General features: G+C 30.8%; 18 protein-coding genes and 1 pseudogene. 17 read left to right on the forward strand and 2 right to left on the reverse strand.

The window, feature by feature from the left end:
- The first annotated feature begins 49 nt into the window (after positions 1 to 49).
- The 5 genes from ACIJYF_RS01380 to msrB are packed head-to-tail and all read left to right on the forward strand — an operon-like array spanning position 50 to position 4,408.
- Entirely contained in the window at positions 50 to 1,291 is a 1,242-nt protein-coding gene (locus ACIJYF_RS01380; protein WP_435117092.1) for an NAD(P)/FAD-dependent oxidoreductase, read from the forward strand.
- Positions 1,292 to 2,194, forward strand: coding sequence for a DMT family transporter (locus ACIJYF_RS01385; protein ID WP_435117094.1), 903 nt, complete (start codon positions 1,292 to 1,294; stop codon positions 2,192 to 2,194).
- Complete coding sequence (locus tag ACIJYF_RS01390; RefSeq protein ID WP_435117096.1) at positions 2,187 to 3,140, forward strand: D-2-hydroxyacid dehydrogenase family protein; 954 nt, start codon at positions 2,187 to 2,189, stop codon at positions 3,138 to 3,140. Before ACIJYF_RS01385 ends, ACIJYF_RS01390 begins: the two co-directional genes overlap by 8 nt.
- The gene (locus tag ACIJYF_RS01395; protein ID WP_435117098.1) at positions 3,140 to 4,033 is read left to right on the forward strand and encodes a histone deacetylase family protein; all 894 of its coding nucleotides are present in this window, start codon (positions 3,140 to 3,142) and stop codon (positions 4,031 to 4,033) included. The genes ACIJYF_RS01390 and ACIJYF_RS01395 overlap by 1 nt, the downstream gene beginning before the upstream one ends.
- 3 nt (positions 4,034 to 4,036) lie before the next feature.
- Positions 4,037 to 4,408 (forward strand): peptide-methionine (R)-S-oxide reductase MsrB, encoded by a 372-nt coding sequence (gene msrB / locus ACIJYF_RS01400; RefSeq protein WP_435117100.1) that lies wholly within the window; start codon positions 4,037 to 4,039, stop codon positions 4,406 to 4,408.
- A gap of 79 nt (positions 4,409 to 4,487) precedes the next feature.
- On the opposite strand, the gene grxC is transcribed toward msrB, so the two are convergent.
- Both grxC and ACIJYF_RS01410 read right to left on the reverse strand, forming a co-directional pair.
- Positions 4,488 to 4,742: a glutaredoxin 3 gene (gene grxC, locus ACIJYF_RS01405; RefSeq protein WP_435117102.1), complete on the reverse strand. Its 255-nt coding sequence runs from the start codon at positions 4,740 to 4,742 to the stop codon at positions 4,488 to 4,490.
- Positions 4,743 to 4,745: 3 nt separating this feature from the next.
- Positions 4,746 to 5,042: a TIGR03643 family protein gene (locus tag ACIJYF_RS01410; protein WP_435090688.1), complete on the reverse strand. Its 297-nt coding sequence runs from the start codon at positions 5,040 to 5,042 to the stop codon at positions 4,746 to 4,748.
- A gap of 119 nt (positions 5,043 to 5,161) precedes the next feature.
- Here ACIJYF_RS01410 and ACIJYF_RS01415 point away from each other — a divergent pair, with 119 nt between their 5' ends.
- From ACIJYF_RS01415 to ACIJYF_RS01470, 12 genes and pseudogenes are all read left to right on the forward strand, one after another.
- The gene (locus tag ACIJYF_RS01415) at positions 5,162 to 5,776 is read left to right on the forward strand and encodes a LysE family translocator (protein WP_435117104.1); all 615 of its coding nucleotides are present in this window, start codon (positions 5,162 to 5,164) and stop codon (positions 5,774 to 5,776) included.
- 86 nt (positions 5,777 to 5,862) lie between these two features.
- Positions 5,863 to 7,098 (forward strand): amino acid ABC transporter substrate-binding protein, encoded by a 1,236-nt coding sequence (locus ACIJYF_RS01420; RefSeq protein WP_435117106.1) that lies wholly within the window; start codon positions 5,863 to 5,865, stop codon positions 7,096 to 7,098.
- Positions 7,099 to 7,161: 63 nt separating this feature from the next.
- The gene (locus ACIJYF_RS01425; protein ID WP_435117108.1) at positions 7,162 to 8,055 is read left to right on the forward strand and encodes a branched-chain amino acid ABC transporter permease; all 894 of its coding nucleotides are present in this window, start codon (positions 7,162 to 7,164) and stop codon (positions 8,053 to 8,055) included.
- Positions 8,055 to 9,107, forward strand: a complete 1,053-nt coding sequence (locus tag ACIJYF_RS01430) for a branched-chain amino acid ABC transporter permease (RefSeq protein WP_435117110.1) — start codon at positions 8,055 to 8,057, stop codon at positions 9,105 to 9,107. The genes ACIJYF_RS01425 and ACIJYF_RS01430 overlap by 1 nt, the downstream gene beginning before the upstream one ends.
- Entirely contained in the window at positions 9,107 to 9,847 is a 741-nt protein-coding gene (locus tag ACIJYF_RS01435; RefSeq protein WP_435117112.1) for an ABC transporter ATP-binding protein, read from the forward strand. Before ACIJYF_RS01430 ends, ACIJYF_RS01435 begins: the two co-directional genes overlap by 1 nt.
- The gene (locus ACIJYF_RS01440) at positions 9,847 to 10,632 is read left to right on the forward strand and encodes an ABC transporter ATP-binding protein (protein WP_435088666.1); all 786 of its coding nucleotides are present in this window, start codon (positions 9,847 to 9,849) and stop codon (positions 10,630 to 10,632) included. The genes ACIJYF_RS01435 and ACIJYF_RS01440 overlap by 1 nt, the downstream gene beginning before the upstream one ends.
- A complete protein-coding gene (locus ACIJYF_RS01445; protein WP_435117114.1) occupies positions 10,632 to 11,336 on the forward strand; it encodes an AzlC family ABC transporter permease in 705 nt (234 codons plus the stop codon). The genes ACIJYF_RS01440 and ACIJYF_RS01445 overlap by 1 nt, the downstream gene beginning before the upstream one ends.
- Positions 11,326 to 11,649: an AzlD domain-containing protein gene (locus ACIJYF_RS01450; protein WP_435117116.1), complete on the forward strand. Its 324-nt coding sequence runs from the start codon at positions 11,326 to 11,328 to the stop codon at positions 11,647 to 11,649. The genes ACIJYF_RS01445 and ACIJYF_RS01450 overlap by 11 nt, the downstream gene beginning before the upstream one ends.
- The gene (glaH, locus tag ACIJYF_RS01455) at positions 11,649 to 12,560 is read left to right on the forward strand and encodes a glutarate dioxygenase GlaH (RefSeq protein WP_435117118.1); all 912 of its coding nucleotides are present in this window, start codon (positions 11,649 to 11,651) and stop codon (positions 12,558 to 12,560) included. The genes ACIJYF_RS01450 and glaH overlap by 1 nt, the downstream gene beginning before the upstream one ends.
- 32 nt (positions 12,561 to 12,592) lie before the next feature.
- Complete coding sequence (locus ACIJYF_RS01460; RefSeq protein WP_435117120.1) at positions 12,593 to 13,360, forward strand: pyrroline-5-carboxylate reductase; 768 nt, start codon at positions 12,593 to 12,595, stop codon at positions 13,358 to 13,360.
- Positions 13,361 to 13,366: 6 nt separating this feature from the next.
- Complete coding sequence (locus ACIJYF_RS01465; RefSeq protein ID WP_435117122.1) at positions 13,367 to 14,161, forward strand: ABC transporter ATP-binding protein; 795 nt, start codon at positions 13,367 to 13,369, stop codon at positions 14,159 to 14,161.
- Positions 14,161 to 14,867, forward strand: a pseudogene (locus ACIJYF_RS01470) (ABC transporter ATP-binding protein). Before ACIJYF_RS01465 ends, ACIJYF_RS01470 begins: the two are co-directional and overlap by 1 nt.

Below are 14,867 nucleotides of genomic sequence, written 5' to 3' on the forward strand. Positions count from 1 at the left end.
TATAATTTGCCACTACCAAATATTATTTTTTTAACTATAAAAAACGATCATGAATAAAAATATTAAAGTTGGGATTGTAGGTGCTGGAATCCAGGGTGTATCAAATGCTTTGTTTTTGCAAAAAAAAGGATTCAATGTAACTATCTTTGATAGAGATAATCCTGGCGCACAAGCAGCATCGTATGGAAATGCCGGTCACTTTTCACCATATGCTTCGGTTCCTCTTAATCGTCCTGATGTACTAGCAGATGTTCCAGCAATGTTGCTGAGCTCATCTGGACCTTTAGCTTTAAAGTGGAACCATGTTCCTAAAATGATCCCATGGTTTTTAAAATTTATAATGAATTCAACAACCAAAAACATGATGCATACAGCAAAAAATATGCATCAAATTTTAGACTTAGCTTTACCTGCATACGATGAATTATTTGATGAAATTGAATTAGAAGGCTTAGTTGAAAATAAAGGAATTTTATATATTTGGAATGACCAAGATCTCAAAAGTAGAGAATTGGAAATAAATATAAGAGATGAGCTGGGTGTTAAACAACAATTAGTAAACAAAGCTGAAATTCATGATCTAGAACCACATATTAAACCTTTTTATCATGCGGGTGTTTATTATCCATATGCAAGACACGCAAGAAATCCAAAAAAAATTCTTTTAAAACTTTTTGACTTGTTTTTAAAAAAAGGTGGAAAATTTAATAAAGTAAACATTCAAGACATTAATTTTGATGAACAAAAACCTGTTTTTAAAACTGAAAATCAAAGTTTTATTTTTGATAAAGTCGTGATTGCTTGTGGTGCTTTTTCTAAAAAATTAACTGATAATTTAGGTGAAAGAATACCTTTAGATACTGAAAGAGGATATCATGTTCACTTTAAAGGTTGTGATCATCTATTAAATAGACCAGTTATTTTTTCAAACAGAGGATTTGGAATTACTCCCATGGAACAAGGCTTAAGGGTTGTTGGAACAGTTGAATTTGGTGGTTTAGATAACCCTTTATCAAAATCGAGGGTTAAAAATTTAATTAATAATGCGAAGTATATGCTTGGAGATTTACCAGAACATGAAGATGAATGGCTTGGATTTAGACCATCTTTACCAGACTTTCTTCCGGTAATGGGTCCGTCAAAAAATCATAAAAATGTTTTTTATTGTTTTGGTCATCATCATTTAGGTTGGACATTGGGCCCAATATCTGGAAAGATAGTTTCAGGAATGATAGCTAACGAAAATACAAATTTAGATTTAAAACCTTATAGCTCACTAAGATTTGGTTAAGTGAGAGAAAAATCAAATTTTCTTGCTTATATTTTTTTGTTACTAACAGTAACCTTTTGGGCTGGAAACTTTATAGTTGGAAAATTTGCAAGTCATTATGAAGTGCCTCCATTTTCTTTAAATTTTTATCGTTGGTTTTTTGCTTGGTTAATTTTAGCACCCTTTACAATTTCTGAAATTTTAAAAAAAAAAGAGTATATATTTCAAAATTATAAATTGTTTATAATTTTAGGTGTTACAAGTATTACAATTTTTAACTCAATTGTTTATTACTCACTGAATTTTACACAGGTTATAAGTGGAGTGCTAATGATTTCTACAATTCCAGTAATGATTATGTTTTTTTCATTTATTTTAAAAATTGAGAAAACAAATATATTTCAAATAATAGGAGTAATACTTTCATTTTTAGGTGTAATCATAATAATTACTAAAGCTGATTTTGAAATTTTAAAAAATTTAAATTTTAATAAGGGTGATATTACAATGGTAGTCGCTATGTTTTCTTGGGCTCTATACTCAACTCTATTAAAAAGACAAAAATATGAGTTATCTCAATTAAGTTTATTACAAGTTGTAATGACATTTGGATTAATTTTCTTAATTCCAGTTTATTTTATAGAGTATCAAGTTGGTTATAGAATTAAACTTGATACGCCATTTATCTTAATTTTATCATACGTTGTTTTGTTACCTGGTCTAGCTTCATTTATATTATGGATTAAAGGTATATCCATGATTGGTGCAAATCGATCTGGTGTATTTTTGCATTTGATGCCTATATTCAGTGCTGTAATGGCTATGATTTTTTTTAATGAAAAATTTATGTTTTATCATATCTTAGGAGCCTGTTTTATTTTTATAGGAATTTTATTATCAAATATGAAAGTTCAAAATGCTTAAAGTTGCAATACTAGACGATTATCAAGATGTTTCGCAAGAGTTTGTGGACTTAAAAAAATTATCTGGAAAATACGAATTTAAAATTTTTAGTGAACCTTTTGAGGATGAAGCTGATGCTATAGATCAATTATCTGATTTTGAAGCATTATTAATTATGCGTGAGCGAACACCAATTACTAAAAATTTAATCGATAATCTAAATGATCTTAGATATATCATCACAAGTGGCTCAAGAAATAAAGCAATTGATTTAGATGCTGCAAAAAAAAGAAAAATTATAGTTTGTGGTACTGAAATTAACTTTAATCCTACATGTGAATTAACTTGGGCTTTAATATTAGGATTATCTAAAAATTTAAAAACTGAAATCGATAATATGTATCAAGGTTATTGGCAAACAACTGTCGGCTTTGAACTTAAAGGTAAAATAATTGGTTTAATTGGTCTTGGAAGAGTAGGTTCGCAAGTAGCAAAAATAGCTAATGCATTTGGTATGCAAGTTATGGCTTGGAGTGAAAATCTAGATTTAGATAAATGTAAAGAATTAAATGTCCTTCCATGCAGTAAAGAAGATTTAATTAAAAACTCAGATTATATTTCAATTCATGTTCAAGGTGGAGAGCGTTACAAAGATTGCATTACTATAAAAGAATTTGATCAAATGAAGAAGACAGCTTTTTTAATTAATACTTCACGTGGTCCAATTGTAAATGAAGATGATTTAATAATTGCATTATCAACTAATGTTATTATGGGTGCAGGAATTGATGTTTATGACAAAGAACCTTTGCCTGAAGGAAATAAATTAAGATTTTTACCTAATGCATTACTTACTCCTCACATTGGATATGTAACAGCAGAAAATTATAGTATTTTTTATACTCAGATGATTGAAGATCTTGAGGCTTGCGTAAACGGAAAGCCCATTCGTATTATTGAAAAGTAATGGAGCTACCAGTAGTTAATCATAAAGACTATGTTGCAAAAATTGGGGATGATCATAAGTTTCCGATAAATAAATTTGGTGAATTAGCAAAATATTTAATTGACCAAAAAGTAGTCAAAGCATTTCATAATCCTGTTGCTTGTTCATTTGAAACCTTAAATAGAGCTCACTCAGAAAATTATATAAACAATATTAAGAATAAAACTTTAGACCAAAATGGAATTAAAAAAATTGGTTTTCCATTGGTAGATAGTGTTGTTCAGAGATCATTAGTTGCAACAGGAGGAACTGTTTTAGCTTCAAAGCTTGCAATGAATTATGGAGTTGCTTGCAACACCGCAGGAGGCAGCCATCATGCAAATTATAATGGTGGTGCTGGTTATTGTGTTTTCAATGATGTGGCAGTTGCTGCTCATTATTTACTTGATAGGGGGTTTGCTAATAGAATTTTGATTGTTGATTTAGATGTTCATCAAGGAAATGGAAACTCTGAAATTTTTAAAGATAATAGGCATGTCTTTACTTTTAGTATGCATTCAAAAACGAATTATCCTGCCAAAAAATCAACGAGTGACTTAGATGTTGAGCTTGAAGATAATCTAGAAGATGATGCTTATATAAAGACACTTAAATTTTATTTAAATGAACTTAATAATGAAAACTTTGACTTTGTTTTTTATATAGCAGGTGTTGATATTCACTTTAACGATCGATTGGGAAAGTTAAAAATTTCTGATGAAGGTGTAAGACAAAGAGATGAATTAGTAATTGATAATTTTTCTTCAAAAAAAATACCTATCTGTGGTGTTTTGGGTGGAGGATATAATAAAGACTTTACCAAATTGGTAGAATTACATTCTGTATTACATCAATCTTGTGCTAAATTACTTTAGTTTATGACAAAAAAAATTAATCCAGATTTAACTGCCGAGCAAAAATTAGTTTTATTTGAAGAAGGCACAGAAATGGCTGGTACCAGTGAGCTAAATCATGAAAAAAGAGAGGGAAGTTTTCATTGTGCTAACTGTGGAGAAAAATTATTTGATTCTAATACAAAGTATGAAAGTGGTTCTGGTTGGCCATCTTTTTATCAATCACTCCCTGATGTATTTGAAACTAAAACTGATCATCTGTTGGGTTATGCAAGAACGGAGTACCATTGTAAAAAATGTGGTGGTCATCATGGTCATATTTTTGAAGATGGACCAAATCCAACAGGTAAAAGATACTGTAACAATGGTGTTTGTTTGGTTTTTAAGCCAAAATAAATTTTTTTCGATAAGAGTAAAATTAGAAGATGAAAGTTTATTAGTTAAAAAACAACTTGCTTTAGAGGATTAGAATTAATTATTTAAGAAGTTCTTGTAACTTGTTCTCTTTTTCTAAAGCTCTAACATCATCATATCCACCAATGTGTTGATCATCAAAAAAAATTTGTGGAATAGTTCTTTTGCCATTAGCTTTTGTAATCATTTCGTCCATGGCACCATCAACTGTTGCAATATTAATTTCTTTATATTCTACGTTATTTCTAGTTAATAATTTCTTAGCAGCTTCACAGTAATTACAATGTGGTCCTGTATAGATTGTTATATTTTTCATAGTTTATAAATAATCATTCTTTTTAATTTTACTAGTAATTTCTTTTCTAGAATATTCAAATTTTTTTCTATGTTTTATACTTTTTTGATTTACTCTTTTTCTCCATAATCTGAATGAGGTAGGTTTTACAGATCTTCGCATAATCTTAATAACCTCAGATTCTGTCTTACCAGTCTTTTTCTCTATTTCCTCAAAAGTGATCCGATCTGCCCAGGCGGCCCAAATGATCCAATCTGGGTCATCAACATTTGGCTCTGGATTTTTGACTCTAGTTATGGGGGTGTGACCTTTTTTTTTCATAAATCCTTTATATTTGAAAAAAATGATTAATGCATTTTTTTTAGAGCATGATATTATAAATTTGATAGTCCATCTTAGCCATCTTTAGCTCCCGGTTTTTTTGGACTATCTTCCTTAAAATGTACCCCTTAAATTATTTCCTATTTTTACAAATAATCCTATTTTTATTTATTACACCTGGTACCCCTCGAATTGTCATCATTTCATATTCTATGAATTATGGAGTTCAAAAATGTATTTGGACTGCACTGGGAGATATTACTGCAAATTTTATACAAGCTACTTTAGTTATTTTTGTAATAGGTTCTTTTTTTTCAGATAATCCAAATTTTTTAAATATTTTTAAATGGGTTGGAGTAACTTATATTTTATATCTTGCTTATGATCTTTATAAATCAAAACCTAAAGATGTAAGTTCAGATAACATTTCATCAAAAAGTTTATTTTCTTTTTTTAGAGATGGTTTTTTAGTTGCAGGAACAAGTCCAAAGGCATGGATGTTCTTTCCATTAATATTTCCACAATTTATTGACTTTAATGGAAATTATGTTGTTCAATTCTTTATTTTAATCTCAACTTATATTGTTTTAGATTTTTTATCTTTAATGGCTTACGCTGTGCTTGCTAGAAAATTAATTGTTTGGATAAAAGCTAATCCTAAAGTTATAAATACAATTTCAGCGTGCGTTTTAGTTATTATCGCCATGATTATTGTATTTATGCAAAAGTATTAAGTCGCAACCAGTCATTACCAGCTTGTTTGTTATCTAATAAAGAGCTTTAATTAGTCTTTTAATTTAAATTAAATAAAGGAAGTAAAATGAAAATCAGAAATATAATTATTACATTAGTTTCTGCAATTGCACTTTTAATTTCAGCTTCAACAATATCTTTCGCGAAGGTTGTTGGAGATAAAATTGTTTTAGGTGCAGCTGTTTCACTAAGTGGAAAATATTCATCTAATGGTGAACATACTCAAAATGGTTATAATTTAGCTGTTGAGAGAATTAATAGCATGGGTGGTGTAAAAGTTGGTGGAAAAACTTACAAGTTTGAAATCATTTATTATGATGATGAGTCAAACTCTGGAAGAGCAGCGCAACTTGCAGAAAGATTAATCAAACAAGATGGTGTTCAGTTCATGCTTGGACCATATAGCTCAGGACTTACAAAAGCTATGGCGCCTGTAACTGAAAAATATGGAATACCAATGGTAGAAGCAAACGGTGCATCTAGATCGTTATTTACCAAAGGTTACAAGTATTTGTTTGCGGTGCTTGCACCAGCGAACTTATATCTTGATGTAGCTATTGAAACAGCTGTTGAGCTTAACGGTGGGAAACCAGTTAAGATTGCAATGGCATTTGAACAAGACCCATTCTCTCAAGATGTGAGATTAGGTATTGTTGATGCTGCAAAAAGAACTGGTTCTAAAATCATCATAGATGATAAGTTGCCAAAAGAATTAAATACTATGGTAACAACTTTAAATGAAGTTAGAGTTAAAAAACCAGATGTATTAGTTGTTTCAGGACATACAAAAGGTGCTGTAACTGCAGTTAAGGAAATTGCAGAAATGAAGATTGATGTTCCAATGTTAGCCATGACTCATTGTGACGCTGCTAAACTTTCTAAACAATTGGGAGATATATCTGAGTATGCACTTTGTGCTTCTCAGTGGCATAAATCTTTATCCTACAAAGATGATTTTTTTAAAGATGGCATGACTTATGATGCTGATTTTAATAAAATGTTTGGATATGCACCGCCATATCAAGCTGCTGAGTCATCTGCTGCTTTATTAGTTTATAAAGATGCATTTGAAAGAGCTAATTCATTTGACACCAAAAAAGTTAGAGATGCATTAGCTGCTACTGACATGCAAACTTTTTATGGAAACATAAAATTTGCTGAAGGTGGACAGAATGTATCAAAACCAATGGTACTTTTCCAAGTGATTTGTGATGCTGGTAAATGTGAAAACAAAGTTGTTGCTCCACTTAAATGGGCTTCAGCTGAGTTAGTGCACCCAACTCCAACGTGGTCAAATAGATAATATCTAATAATCAAAATGCCCTCTAGTAATAGGGGGCATTTTTTATAAGTATTTAATAATTTTATGGACTTTACTATTTTTCAATACCCAATTTTAACATTACAAGCATCGTTAGATGGAATTCTTCTTGGAATCTTATTTGCACTAATAGCTTATGGAATGGCTTTGCAGTGGGGAGTAATGAATATAATTAATATTGCTCAAGGTGAACTAGTAATAATGGGTGGATACATCGCATATTTTATGTACTTATCAGGGCTTCATCCTATTTTTGGAATTATTGTATCACCAATTGTTATGTATTTTGTTGGAGTAGGTATGTATAAATTAGTAATTAATAAAGTTGTTGATAGAGATTTGTTTATTTCTATTCTTGCAACATTTGGAATTAGCATTTTAACACAACAATTAATGAATTTTGCTTTTGGCTCAGATGTTGTTGTTGCTAACCCAGAATTAGGCACGCTAATGTTGTTTGACAACACTTTGGTGCTTGCAAATTCAAAAATATTTTCAGGTGTAGTTTGTATAATATCTGCAATTATTCTTGTTGTTTATATGAAAAAATCGAAATTAGGTCGCGCAATTAGAGCAACAGCTCAAAATGCAAGAGCTGCAAAGATTTTAGGTGTAAACACTGAAAAGGTTTATGCAACAACCTTTGGAATAAATGCAGCATTATGTGGAATAGCAGGAGCATGTGTGGCAATTACATTTACACTTCATCCTTACACAGGATTAGCTTATACAGTCAGATCTTTCATGATTGTAATTATTGCTGGTCTTGGAAATTTACCAGCAGTAGCAATTTCTGGTATGGGACTTGGTATTTTTGAAGAATGGGCAGATTATTTACTTGGAACAGAATTTAGAATCGCGGCAGTATTTTCACTATTAGTCATAATATTGGTTTATCGAAGATTTAAATTAGCAAGAAAAAGAGAGTATTTAAAATAATGAATAAAAATACTTTACTATATGCTAGTCTAATAATATTTGGTTTAGCTGGAGCATTTTTGTTTCCTGCTTATAAACTTCAGTTATCATTTCTTTATATTCTAATCGTATTAGCTATGACTTGGGATGTTCAAGGTGGTCAAATGGGTTATAACACATTTGGAAATATTTTGTTCTTTGGTGTTGGAATGTATGTTGCGTCAAGTACTCAAATAGCAATGTTTTTTTCTTTAGCTGAATGGACTGATGCAGGTGGTGAAAAAACTTTCGTTCATACAATACCACAATTTTTCCAAGGTTTTGGAGTTGGAATAATATTATCAGGTATAATTCCAATGATTATAGCTGGAGTAATTGGTTATGGAATTTTAGGTTTAAGAGGGCACTACTTTGCAATTTGTACTTTGGCATTAGGAATTGCTGCAGGTGAGATTGCAGGAGGAATTGAAATTATTGGAGCTGGTCAAGGAATGACTGTTCCTGTATGGCCAAAAGGATTTGGTTCTAACGAACTTTCATCACAATTTTTGTATTACTTAAGTTTTGCTTTAGTGGTTATAACTTTTATTACTTTAAAGTGGGCATACAGTACAAGGTTTGGATTAGTTCTAAATGCAATAAGAGATAATGAAGACAAAGCAGAAGCAATGGGAATTCATACAATGAGATATAAAATTATTGGTTGGATGGTCTCAGCATTTTTTGTTGGAATAGCTGGTGGATTAATGGGTCACATTAATGGTTATATTGAGCCAACAGAAATAGCATTTGCTGGTCCAACTTTCGGTGTGTTCATGGTTTTAATGGCAATCCTTGGTGGAAAAGGAACGTTATGGGGACCACTTGTTGGCGCAACTGTTTTTCATTTATTTAAAGAAGGGTTTTGGACTTACTTTTTAGGTTGGCAGTATGTTGCTTTAGGAGTTTTAATTGTAGTAATCGTTGTTTACTTTCCTGAGGGAATAATGGGATGGTTAAGAGAAAAATACCCAGAAAAATTTGGTGAAACAATTGATGAAGCAGATCGAAAGGCGCAGGTAGAATTAAAATAATGTCTATATTGGATGTAACAGGAGTTAGTAAATCTTTTGGTGGTGTAAAAGCTAATGTTGATATTTCAATGTCTGTTGAACAGGGTTCTATCGTTGGATTAATTGGGCCAAATGGATCTGGAAAAACTACATTATTTAATTCTATTGTTGGAACTTATCCTATTGATAAGGGCTCAATTAAGTTTGATGGTACAGAGGTTTCTGAATTACCCGTACCTGTTGTTGCAAAATTAGGATTACTTAGAACTTTTCAACAAACAAGAATTTATGGAAAATTAAACTGTATTGAAAATATGTTAATTAGTCACAAACCAGAAAATGATGGCATACTTACTGTATTTCAGAAGATACCATCAGAGTTAACTGATAAAGCTGAAACTTTATTAAAATTTGTTGGTCTTCACCAAAAAAGAAAACTTAGAGCAGGAGACCTTTCTTTTGGTCAACAAAAATTATTAGAACTTGCTATGGCATTAATGAATGAGCCTAAAATGCTTTTACTAGATGAGCCAACAGCAGGAATAAATCCTACATTAATTAATGGAATTATTGATCGTTTAATTAAAGTAAATAAAGAATATGGGATTACTTTATTGGTTATAGAACATAATATGAAAGTTATTATGAATTTAGCACAAAAAGTTTTTTGTTTAGCGCATGGTCAAATGCTAGCTAATGGAACACCTGAAGAAATTAAAAATGATAAGCGTGTATTAGATGCTTACTTGGGGGCCCAATAATGTCTAATCAATATGATGTATTAGGAAAAGCACCAGGTGTAGAGGAGTTACAAAAATTATCTCCTGATAATAATCATGTAACTATTAATAAGCTATCTGCTGGTTATGGAAAAATGGAAATTCTTCATGATTTTGATTTACGAGTTAGTAAAGCTCAATCTTTATGTTTGATTGGGCCAAATGGTGCGGGAAAATCTACAATCCTTCATTCAATTTATGGTTTTACAAATATTTTTTCAGGACAAATAGAAATTGATGGAAAAGAAATTACAAACTTAACTCCAGCAGAAAAATTAAAGTCATGTGGTATCGCCTATATCTTGCAAGACAATTCTGTTTTTCCAGACATGACAGTGGAAGAGAATTTATTGATGGGTGGTTATATAAAAGAAAATACAGATGAATCTTATCAAGAAGCAGAAAGAATTTTTGAAAAATATGAACGATTAAGAAACAGAAGAAACCAACCAGCAAAAGTTTTATCTGGTGGTGAAAGAAGATTACTGGAAATTTCAAGAGCACTCGTAATGAAACCATCTGTTTTATTAGTGGATGAGCCTTCAATTGGATTGGAGCCAAGATATATTGATATGGTTTTTGAAATTTTAAGAGATCTGCAGATAACAGAAAAAAAAACAATCATATTAGTGGAACAAAATGCTAAAAAGGGATTAGAGTTTGCTGACATTGGATACGTTTTAGTATCAGGGCAAACTGCTATTGCTGGCAAAGGGGATGACTTGTTAAATAATCCTGATGTCGGTAGATTATTCCTTGGAGGCTAATGATTAATAAAGATTTTTTCTTTAGAGGCTTTAAATCTATTATAAAACCCGATAGTCCAGCACTTGCACTTGGTTGCTGCTTCATAGCAATTGGCGCACTTCTTAAAAACTTAGGATTTAATATTCAAGAAAGTATTTTTTCTACAATGTTGACTTATGCCTTACCTGGTTCTTTAGTAATGGCTGAGTCATTGTTAGTTGGAGCATCTTTGCTAAATATATTTTTAGCAGTTTGGTTTGTTAATGCTCGGTTATATCCATTGACCGTTTCTTTATTCCCATTAATGATGCACAAAAGCCAACCAAAATGGAAATATTACTTCTCATGTCATTTTATTGCAGTGTCTGCTTGGCTGATAATGAAAAATAATTATAGAGATATTGAACAAAAACATAGAATTGATTTTTGGATTGGTATTGGCACTGGAACATGGACTACTGCTGTAATTGGAACATTTATTGGATTTTATGCATCAGATTATTTAGATAAAAACATAATGATTGGTTTAGCAATTCTAAATCCAATTTATTTTTTATGTATGATGGTAGGAACAATGAAATCCATCCAAATATCAGCGTCGGTAATACTAGGTTTATTATTGGGTCCAATATTTTATTTTTTATCACCCGAATGGTCGATTTTACTTGGTGGACTTGTTGGTGGAACTATTGCTTATATTATAGGAGAGTTAAATGTCGCTTAGTGTAGTTCTTGCAATTTTAGTTACGTCATTAGCGACTTTTTCTTCTAGGTTTTTAGGAGTAGTTTCCTCAGAAGGAATAAAAGAAACTTCAAAATTATTTAAATGGTTTAATTGTTTGGCTTATTCAACTTTAGCAGCGTTGATAGCTAGAACAATTATTTTTCCGGTAGGGGTATTGTCTGAGACAAGTTATACAGTAAGAGCAGTCGTAGTATTATTTTGCTTATTTATTTTTTTTATATCTAAAAGAAATTTTGTTTATCCGACTGTAATTTCTGCTATCATGATGGCATTATTAAGCGAGTACTTATAATGGAAAAAATTTCTGGTTTAACAATTTCAGAACATAATAATTCAAAAAGAATAATTAATATTGATCTTGAAAATGAAATTATTGAAAAACTAATATTCCCTTTCAATAAATTTGATTTAACAGCGTTAGAACTTAAACCCTTTACGCGATTCACTATTGCAAAAAGCTTAGATGATTTAACAAATAATAAGTTAAGCAAATTATTGAATTCCATCATTAGAGATAGATCTACAGGTTGTTTTGTAATTGGTCCTAAAAATATTACAGCAAAAATTAATGATAAATTTTTAGTTAAGCTATCTACTGCTATTGCACACTTAATAGGAGTACCCAATCATGACTCGATGGCTGGTAAGTATTATGCGAGATTTGTTGTGAAGCATGAAGATAAAAGTGACTCGTATTTAAGAAAAGCATACAGAAATATGGATCTTCATACAGACGGAACTTATGTCAAAGAGGTTACTGATTGGCTGTTAATGTCCAAAATTGATGAACAGAATGTGGATGGTGGAGAGACTGCAATGTTACACCTTGATGATTGGGAGCACTGTGAGGATTTATATAATGATCCTGTTGGTAAACAGAATTTTATTTGGGGCTCACCTAAAAGTAAAAATGTAGATTACAAAGTAGAACATCCAGTTTTTTCATCAGATGAAAATGGCAAACCTACTATTTCTTACATTGATCAATTCCCTGAGCCTAAAAACATGGAACAGGGTAATTTTTTACAAAGATTATCAGATGGCTTAGAAGAAAGTAAAAAAAAAACTATTACCAAATTACCTGTTGGATCTGCAATTATTGCTAATAATTACTTTTGGCTTCATGGAAGAAAACCTTTCAAAGAAAATGAAGAATTAAGCAGAGAATTATTAAGAATTAGAGGCTCTTTTTTTATTAATTAATTCAATATAATCAATATAAAGTAACCAAATTTATGAATTTAGGATTTATAGGTACAGGTAAAATAGCATCATCAGTGATTACTGGTATTTGCACATCTAAAATTTCATTTAACAAAATTATAATTTCACCAAGAAACAAAAGTATTGCTAAGAATTTAAAACAAAAATTTAAAAAAGTAATAATTGCTAAAAATAATCAGCAAATAGTTGATAAGTGTGATTGGGTATTTTTATCGGTTACGCCTACTGTAGGAGATAAAATAATTAAAGAGTTAAAATTTAAATCAACACAAACTATAATTAGCTTTATTTCAACAATAACTTTATCTCAGTTAAAAAAAGCAATAAAAGTTAAAGCACAAATTGTAAGAGCCATACCATTGCCACCAATATCATTGAAAAAAGGACCAGTACCTATTTGCCCTCCTAATAAAAAAGTTAAAGCATTCTTTGATAAAGTTGGAACAACTGTTGAAATTAAAAATGAAAAATCATCTATTAATTTTTGGTCAACATCTGGAATGATGGCACCTTTTTATCAATTGTTAAGTGCAATGACAGACTGGTTGGTTAAAAGAGGTGTTAAAAGAAATAATGCTCAAAAATACATAACTTCTTTATTTTTAGCTTTGTCAGAAGATGCGGTTGTTAATTCAAAAAAAGATTTAAAATATTTGGTAAAAGAATCTCAGACACCTAAGGGATTAAATGAACAAGGTGTTAAGGAATTAACAAAAGCTGGTTTTTATAAATCTTTGGAGAAAACTCTTAATAGTATACACAAAAGATTAAATAAATAAAATTTCATGGATCAACAACAGAATATTTTACAAATTGAAAGTTTATCTAAATATTTTGGAGGATTAGCAGCAGTTTCTGATTGTTCATTAAAAATAAAACAAGGATCTATCACTGGAATTATTGGACCAAATGGTTCGGGCAAAACCACTTTATTTAATTTAATTGCTGGAAATTTAAAATCCTCACAAGGTAAAGTTTTGTTTAATAATGAAGATGTAACGGATGTTCCTTCATATGAATTATTTTCAAAAGGCATTTTAAGAACGTTTCAGATAGCTCATGAGTTTACAAATTTATCAGTTTTAGAAAACCTAATGATGGTTCCAGCAAATCAATCAGGTGAAAAATTAATGACTGCTTTACTAAAGCCAAGCTTAGTTAGAACTGAAGAATTAGCTGTAAAACAAAAAGCCCAGGACGTTGTTGATTTCTTAAATCTTACCCACCTTTCAAATGAATTGGCTGGAAATTTATCTGGTGGTCAAAAAAAATTATTAGAACTTGGAAGAACTATGATGGTTGATGCAAAATTAGTATTGCTTGATGAGGTGGGAGCAGGAGTTAATAGAACGCTGCTTAAAGAACTAGGAACTGCGATCCTTAAGCTAAATAAAGAGCAAGGATATACGTTTTGTATGATTGAGCATGATATGGATTTTATTAGTAGATTGTGTGATCCTGTAATTGTAATGGCAGAAGGCTCTGTATTATTCGAAGGTACTGCAGAAGAAGTTAAAAAAGATGAGAAAGTTATAGAAAGTTATTTGGGTAGAGGGTCAAAACTAAAGGATGAAAATTAATGGCTTTTTTTGAAGGCATAAAAATGACAGGGGGATATGGCAACGGTCCTGATATTATTAATTCTTGTTCGGTTGATGTTAATAGGGGTGAAATAGTTTCAATTCTTGGACCTAATGGAGCTGGAAAATCAACGGCAATGAAAGCTATGCTTGGCTTATTAGATTTAAAATCTGGTTCTGTAATAATTGATGGAAAAGATATCTCGAAACTCTCACCACAAGATAGAGTTAGGGCTGGAATTTCATTTGTACCTCAAACAAAAAATGTTTTTGCTGGAATGACAGTTGAAGAGAATTTAGAAATGGGAGCTTATTTAAGAGATGATAATTTTCAAAATATTATTGAAGAAATTTATGATCTTTTTCCTATATTAAAAAAAAAAGAAATCAGTTAGTTGGTGAATTATCAGGTGGTCAAAGACAACAAGTTGCACTTGGAAGAGCTTTAATGATCAAGCCGTCAGTATTAATGTTAGATGAGCCTACTGCTGGAGTTTCTCCAATAGTTATGGATGAATTATTTGATCATATTATTAAAGTAAAAAGAACAAATGTTGCAATTTTAATGGTTGAACAAAACGCCAAACAAGCACTAAATATTTCTGATCGAGGATATGTGCTTGTAACTGGAGAAAATAAATATTCAGGAACTGGTCAAGAATTATTAAATAATCCAAGAGTAAGGAGCTCCTTTTTGGGAGGATAA

Source organism: Candidatus Pelagibacter bacterium nBUS_49, from assembly GCF_051200925.1.
Classification (GTDB): domain Bacteria; phylum Pseudomonadota; class Alphaproteobacteria; order Pelagibacterales; family Pelagibacteraceae; genus Pelagibacter.

Bases quoted from the DNA above. Each gene is read 5' to 3' on its own strand.
- ACIJYF_RS01425 (WP_435117108.1), top strand. From the start codon at position 7,162: ATGGACTTTACTATTTTTCAATACCCAATTTTAACATTACAAGCATCG.
- ACIJYF_RS01390 (WP_435117096.1), top strand. From the start codon at position 2,187: ATGCTTAAAGTTGCAATACTAGACGATTATCAAGATGTTTCGCAAGAG.
- ACIJYF_RS01460 (WP_435117120.1), top strand. From the start codon at position 12,593: ATGAATTTAGGATTTATAGGTACAGGTAAAATAGCATCATCAGTGATT.
- ACIJYF_RS01395 (WP_435117098.1), top strand. From the start codon at position 3,140: ATGGAGCTACCAGTAGTTAATCATAAAGACTATGTTGCAAAAATTGGG.
- ACIJYF_RS01420 (WP_435117106.1), top strand. From the start codon at position 5,863: ATGAAAATCAGAAATATAATTATTACATTAGTTTCTGCAATTGCACTT.
- glaH (WP_435117118.1), top strand. From the start codon at position 11,649: ATGGAAAAAATTTCTGGTTTAACAATTTCAGAACATAATAATTCAAAA.
- ACIJYF_RS01435 (WP_435117112.1), top strand. From the start codon at position 9,107: ATGTCTATATTGGATGTAACAGGAGTTAGTAAATCTTTTGGTGGTGTA.
- ACIJYF_RS01465 (WP_435117122.1), top strand. From the start codon at position 13,367: ATGGATCAACAACAGAATATTTTACAAATTGAAAGTTTATCTAAATAT.
- ACIJYF_RS01450 (WP_435117116.1), top strand. From the start codon at position 11,326: ATGTCGCTTAGTGTAGTTCTTGCAATTTTAGTTACGTCATTAGCGACT.
- grxC (WP_435117102.1), bottom strand. From the start codon at position 4,742: ATGAAAAATATAACAATCTATACAGGACCACATTGTAATTACTGTGAA.
- ACIJYF_RS01415 (WP_435117104.1), top strand. From the start codon at position 5,162: ATGTACCCCTTAAATTATTTCCTATTTTTACAAATAATCCTATTTTTA.
- ACIJYF_RS01445 (WP_435117114.1), top strand. From the start codon at position 10,632: ATGATTAATAAAGATTTTTTCTTTAGAGGCTTTAAATCTATTATAAAA.
- ACIJYF_RS01440 (WP_435088666.1), top strand. From the start codon at position 9,847: ATGTCTAATCAATATGATGTATTAGGAAAAGCACCAGGTGTAGAGGAG.
- ACIJYF_RS01410 (WP_435090688.1), bottom strand. From the start codon at position 5,042: ATGAAAAAAAAAGGTCACACCCCCATAACTAGAGTCAAAAATCCAGAG.
- msrB (WP_435117100.1), top strand. From the start codon at position 4,037: ATGACAAAAAAAATTAATCCAGATTTAACTGCCGAGCAAAAATTAGTT.
- ACIJYF_RS01430 (WP_435117110.1), top strand. From the start codon at position 8,055: ATGAATAAAAATACTTTACTATATGCTAGTCTAATAATATTTGGTTTA.
- ACIJYF_RS01380 (WP_435117092.1), top strand. From the start codon at position 50: ATGAATAAAAATATTAAAGTTGGGATTGTAGGTGCTGGAATCCAGGGT.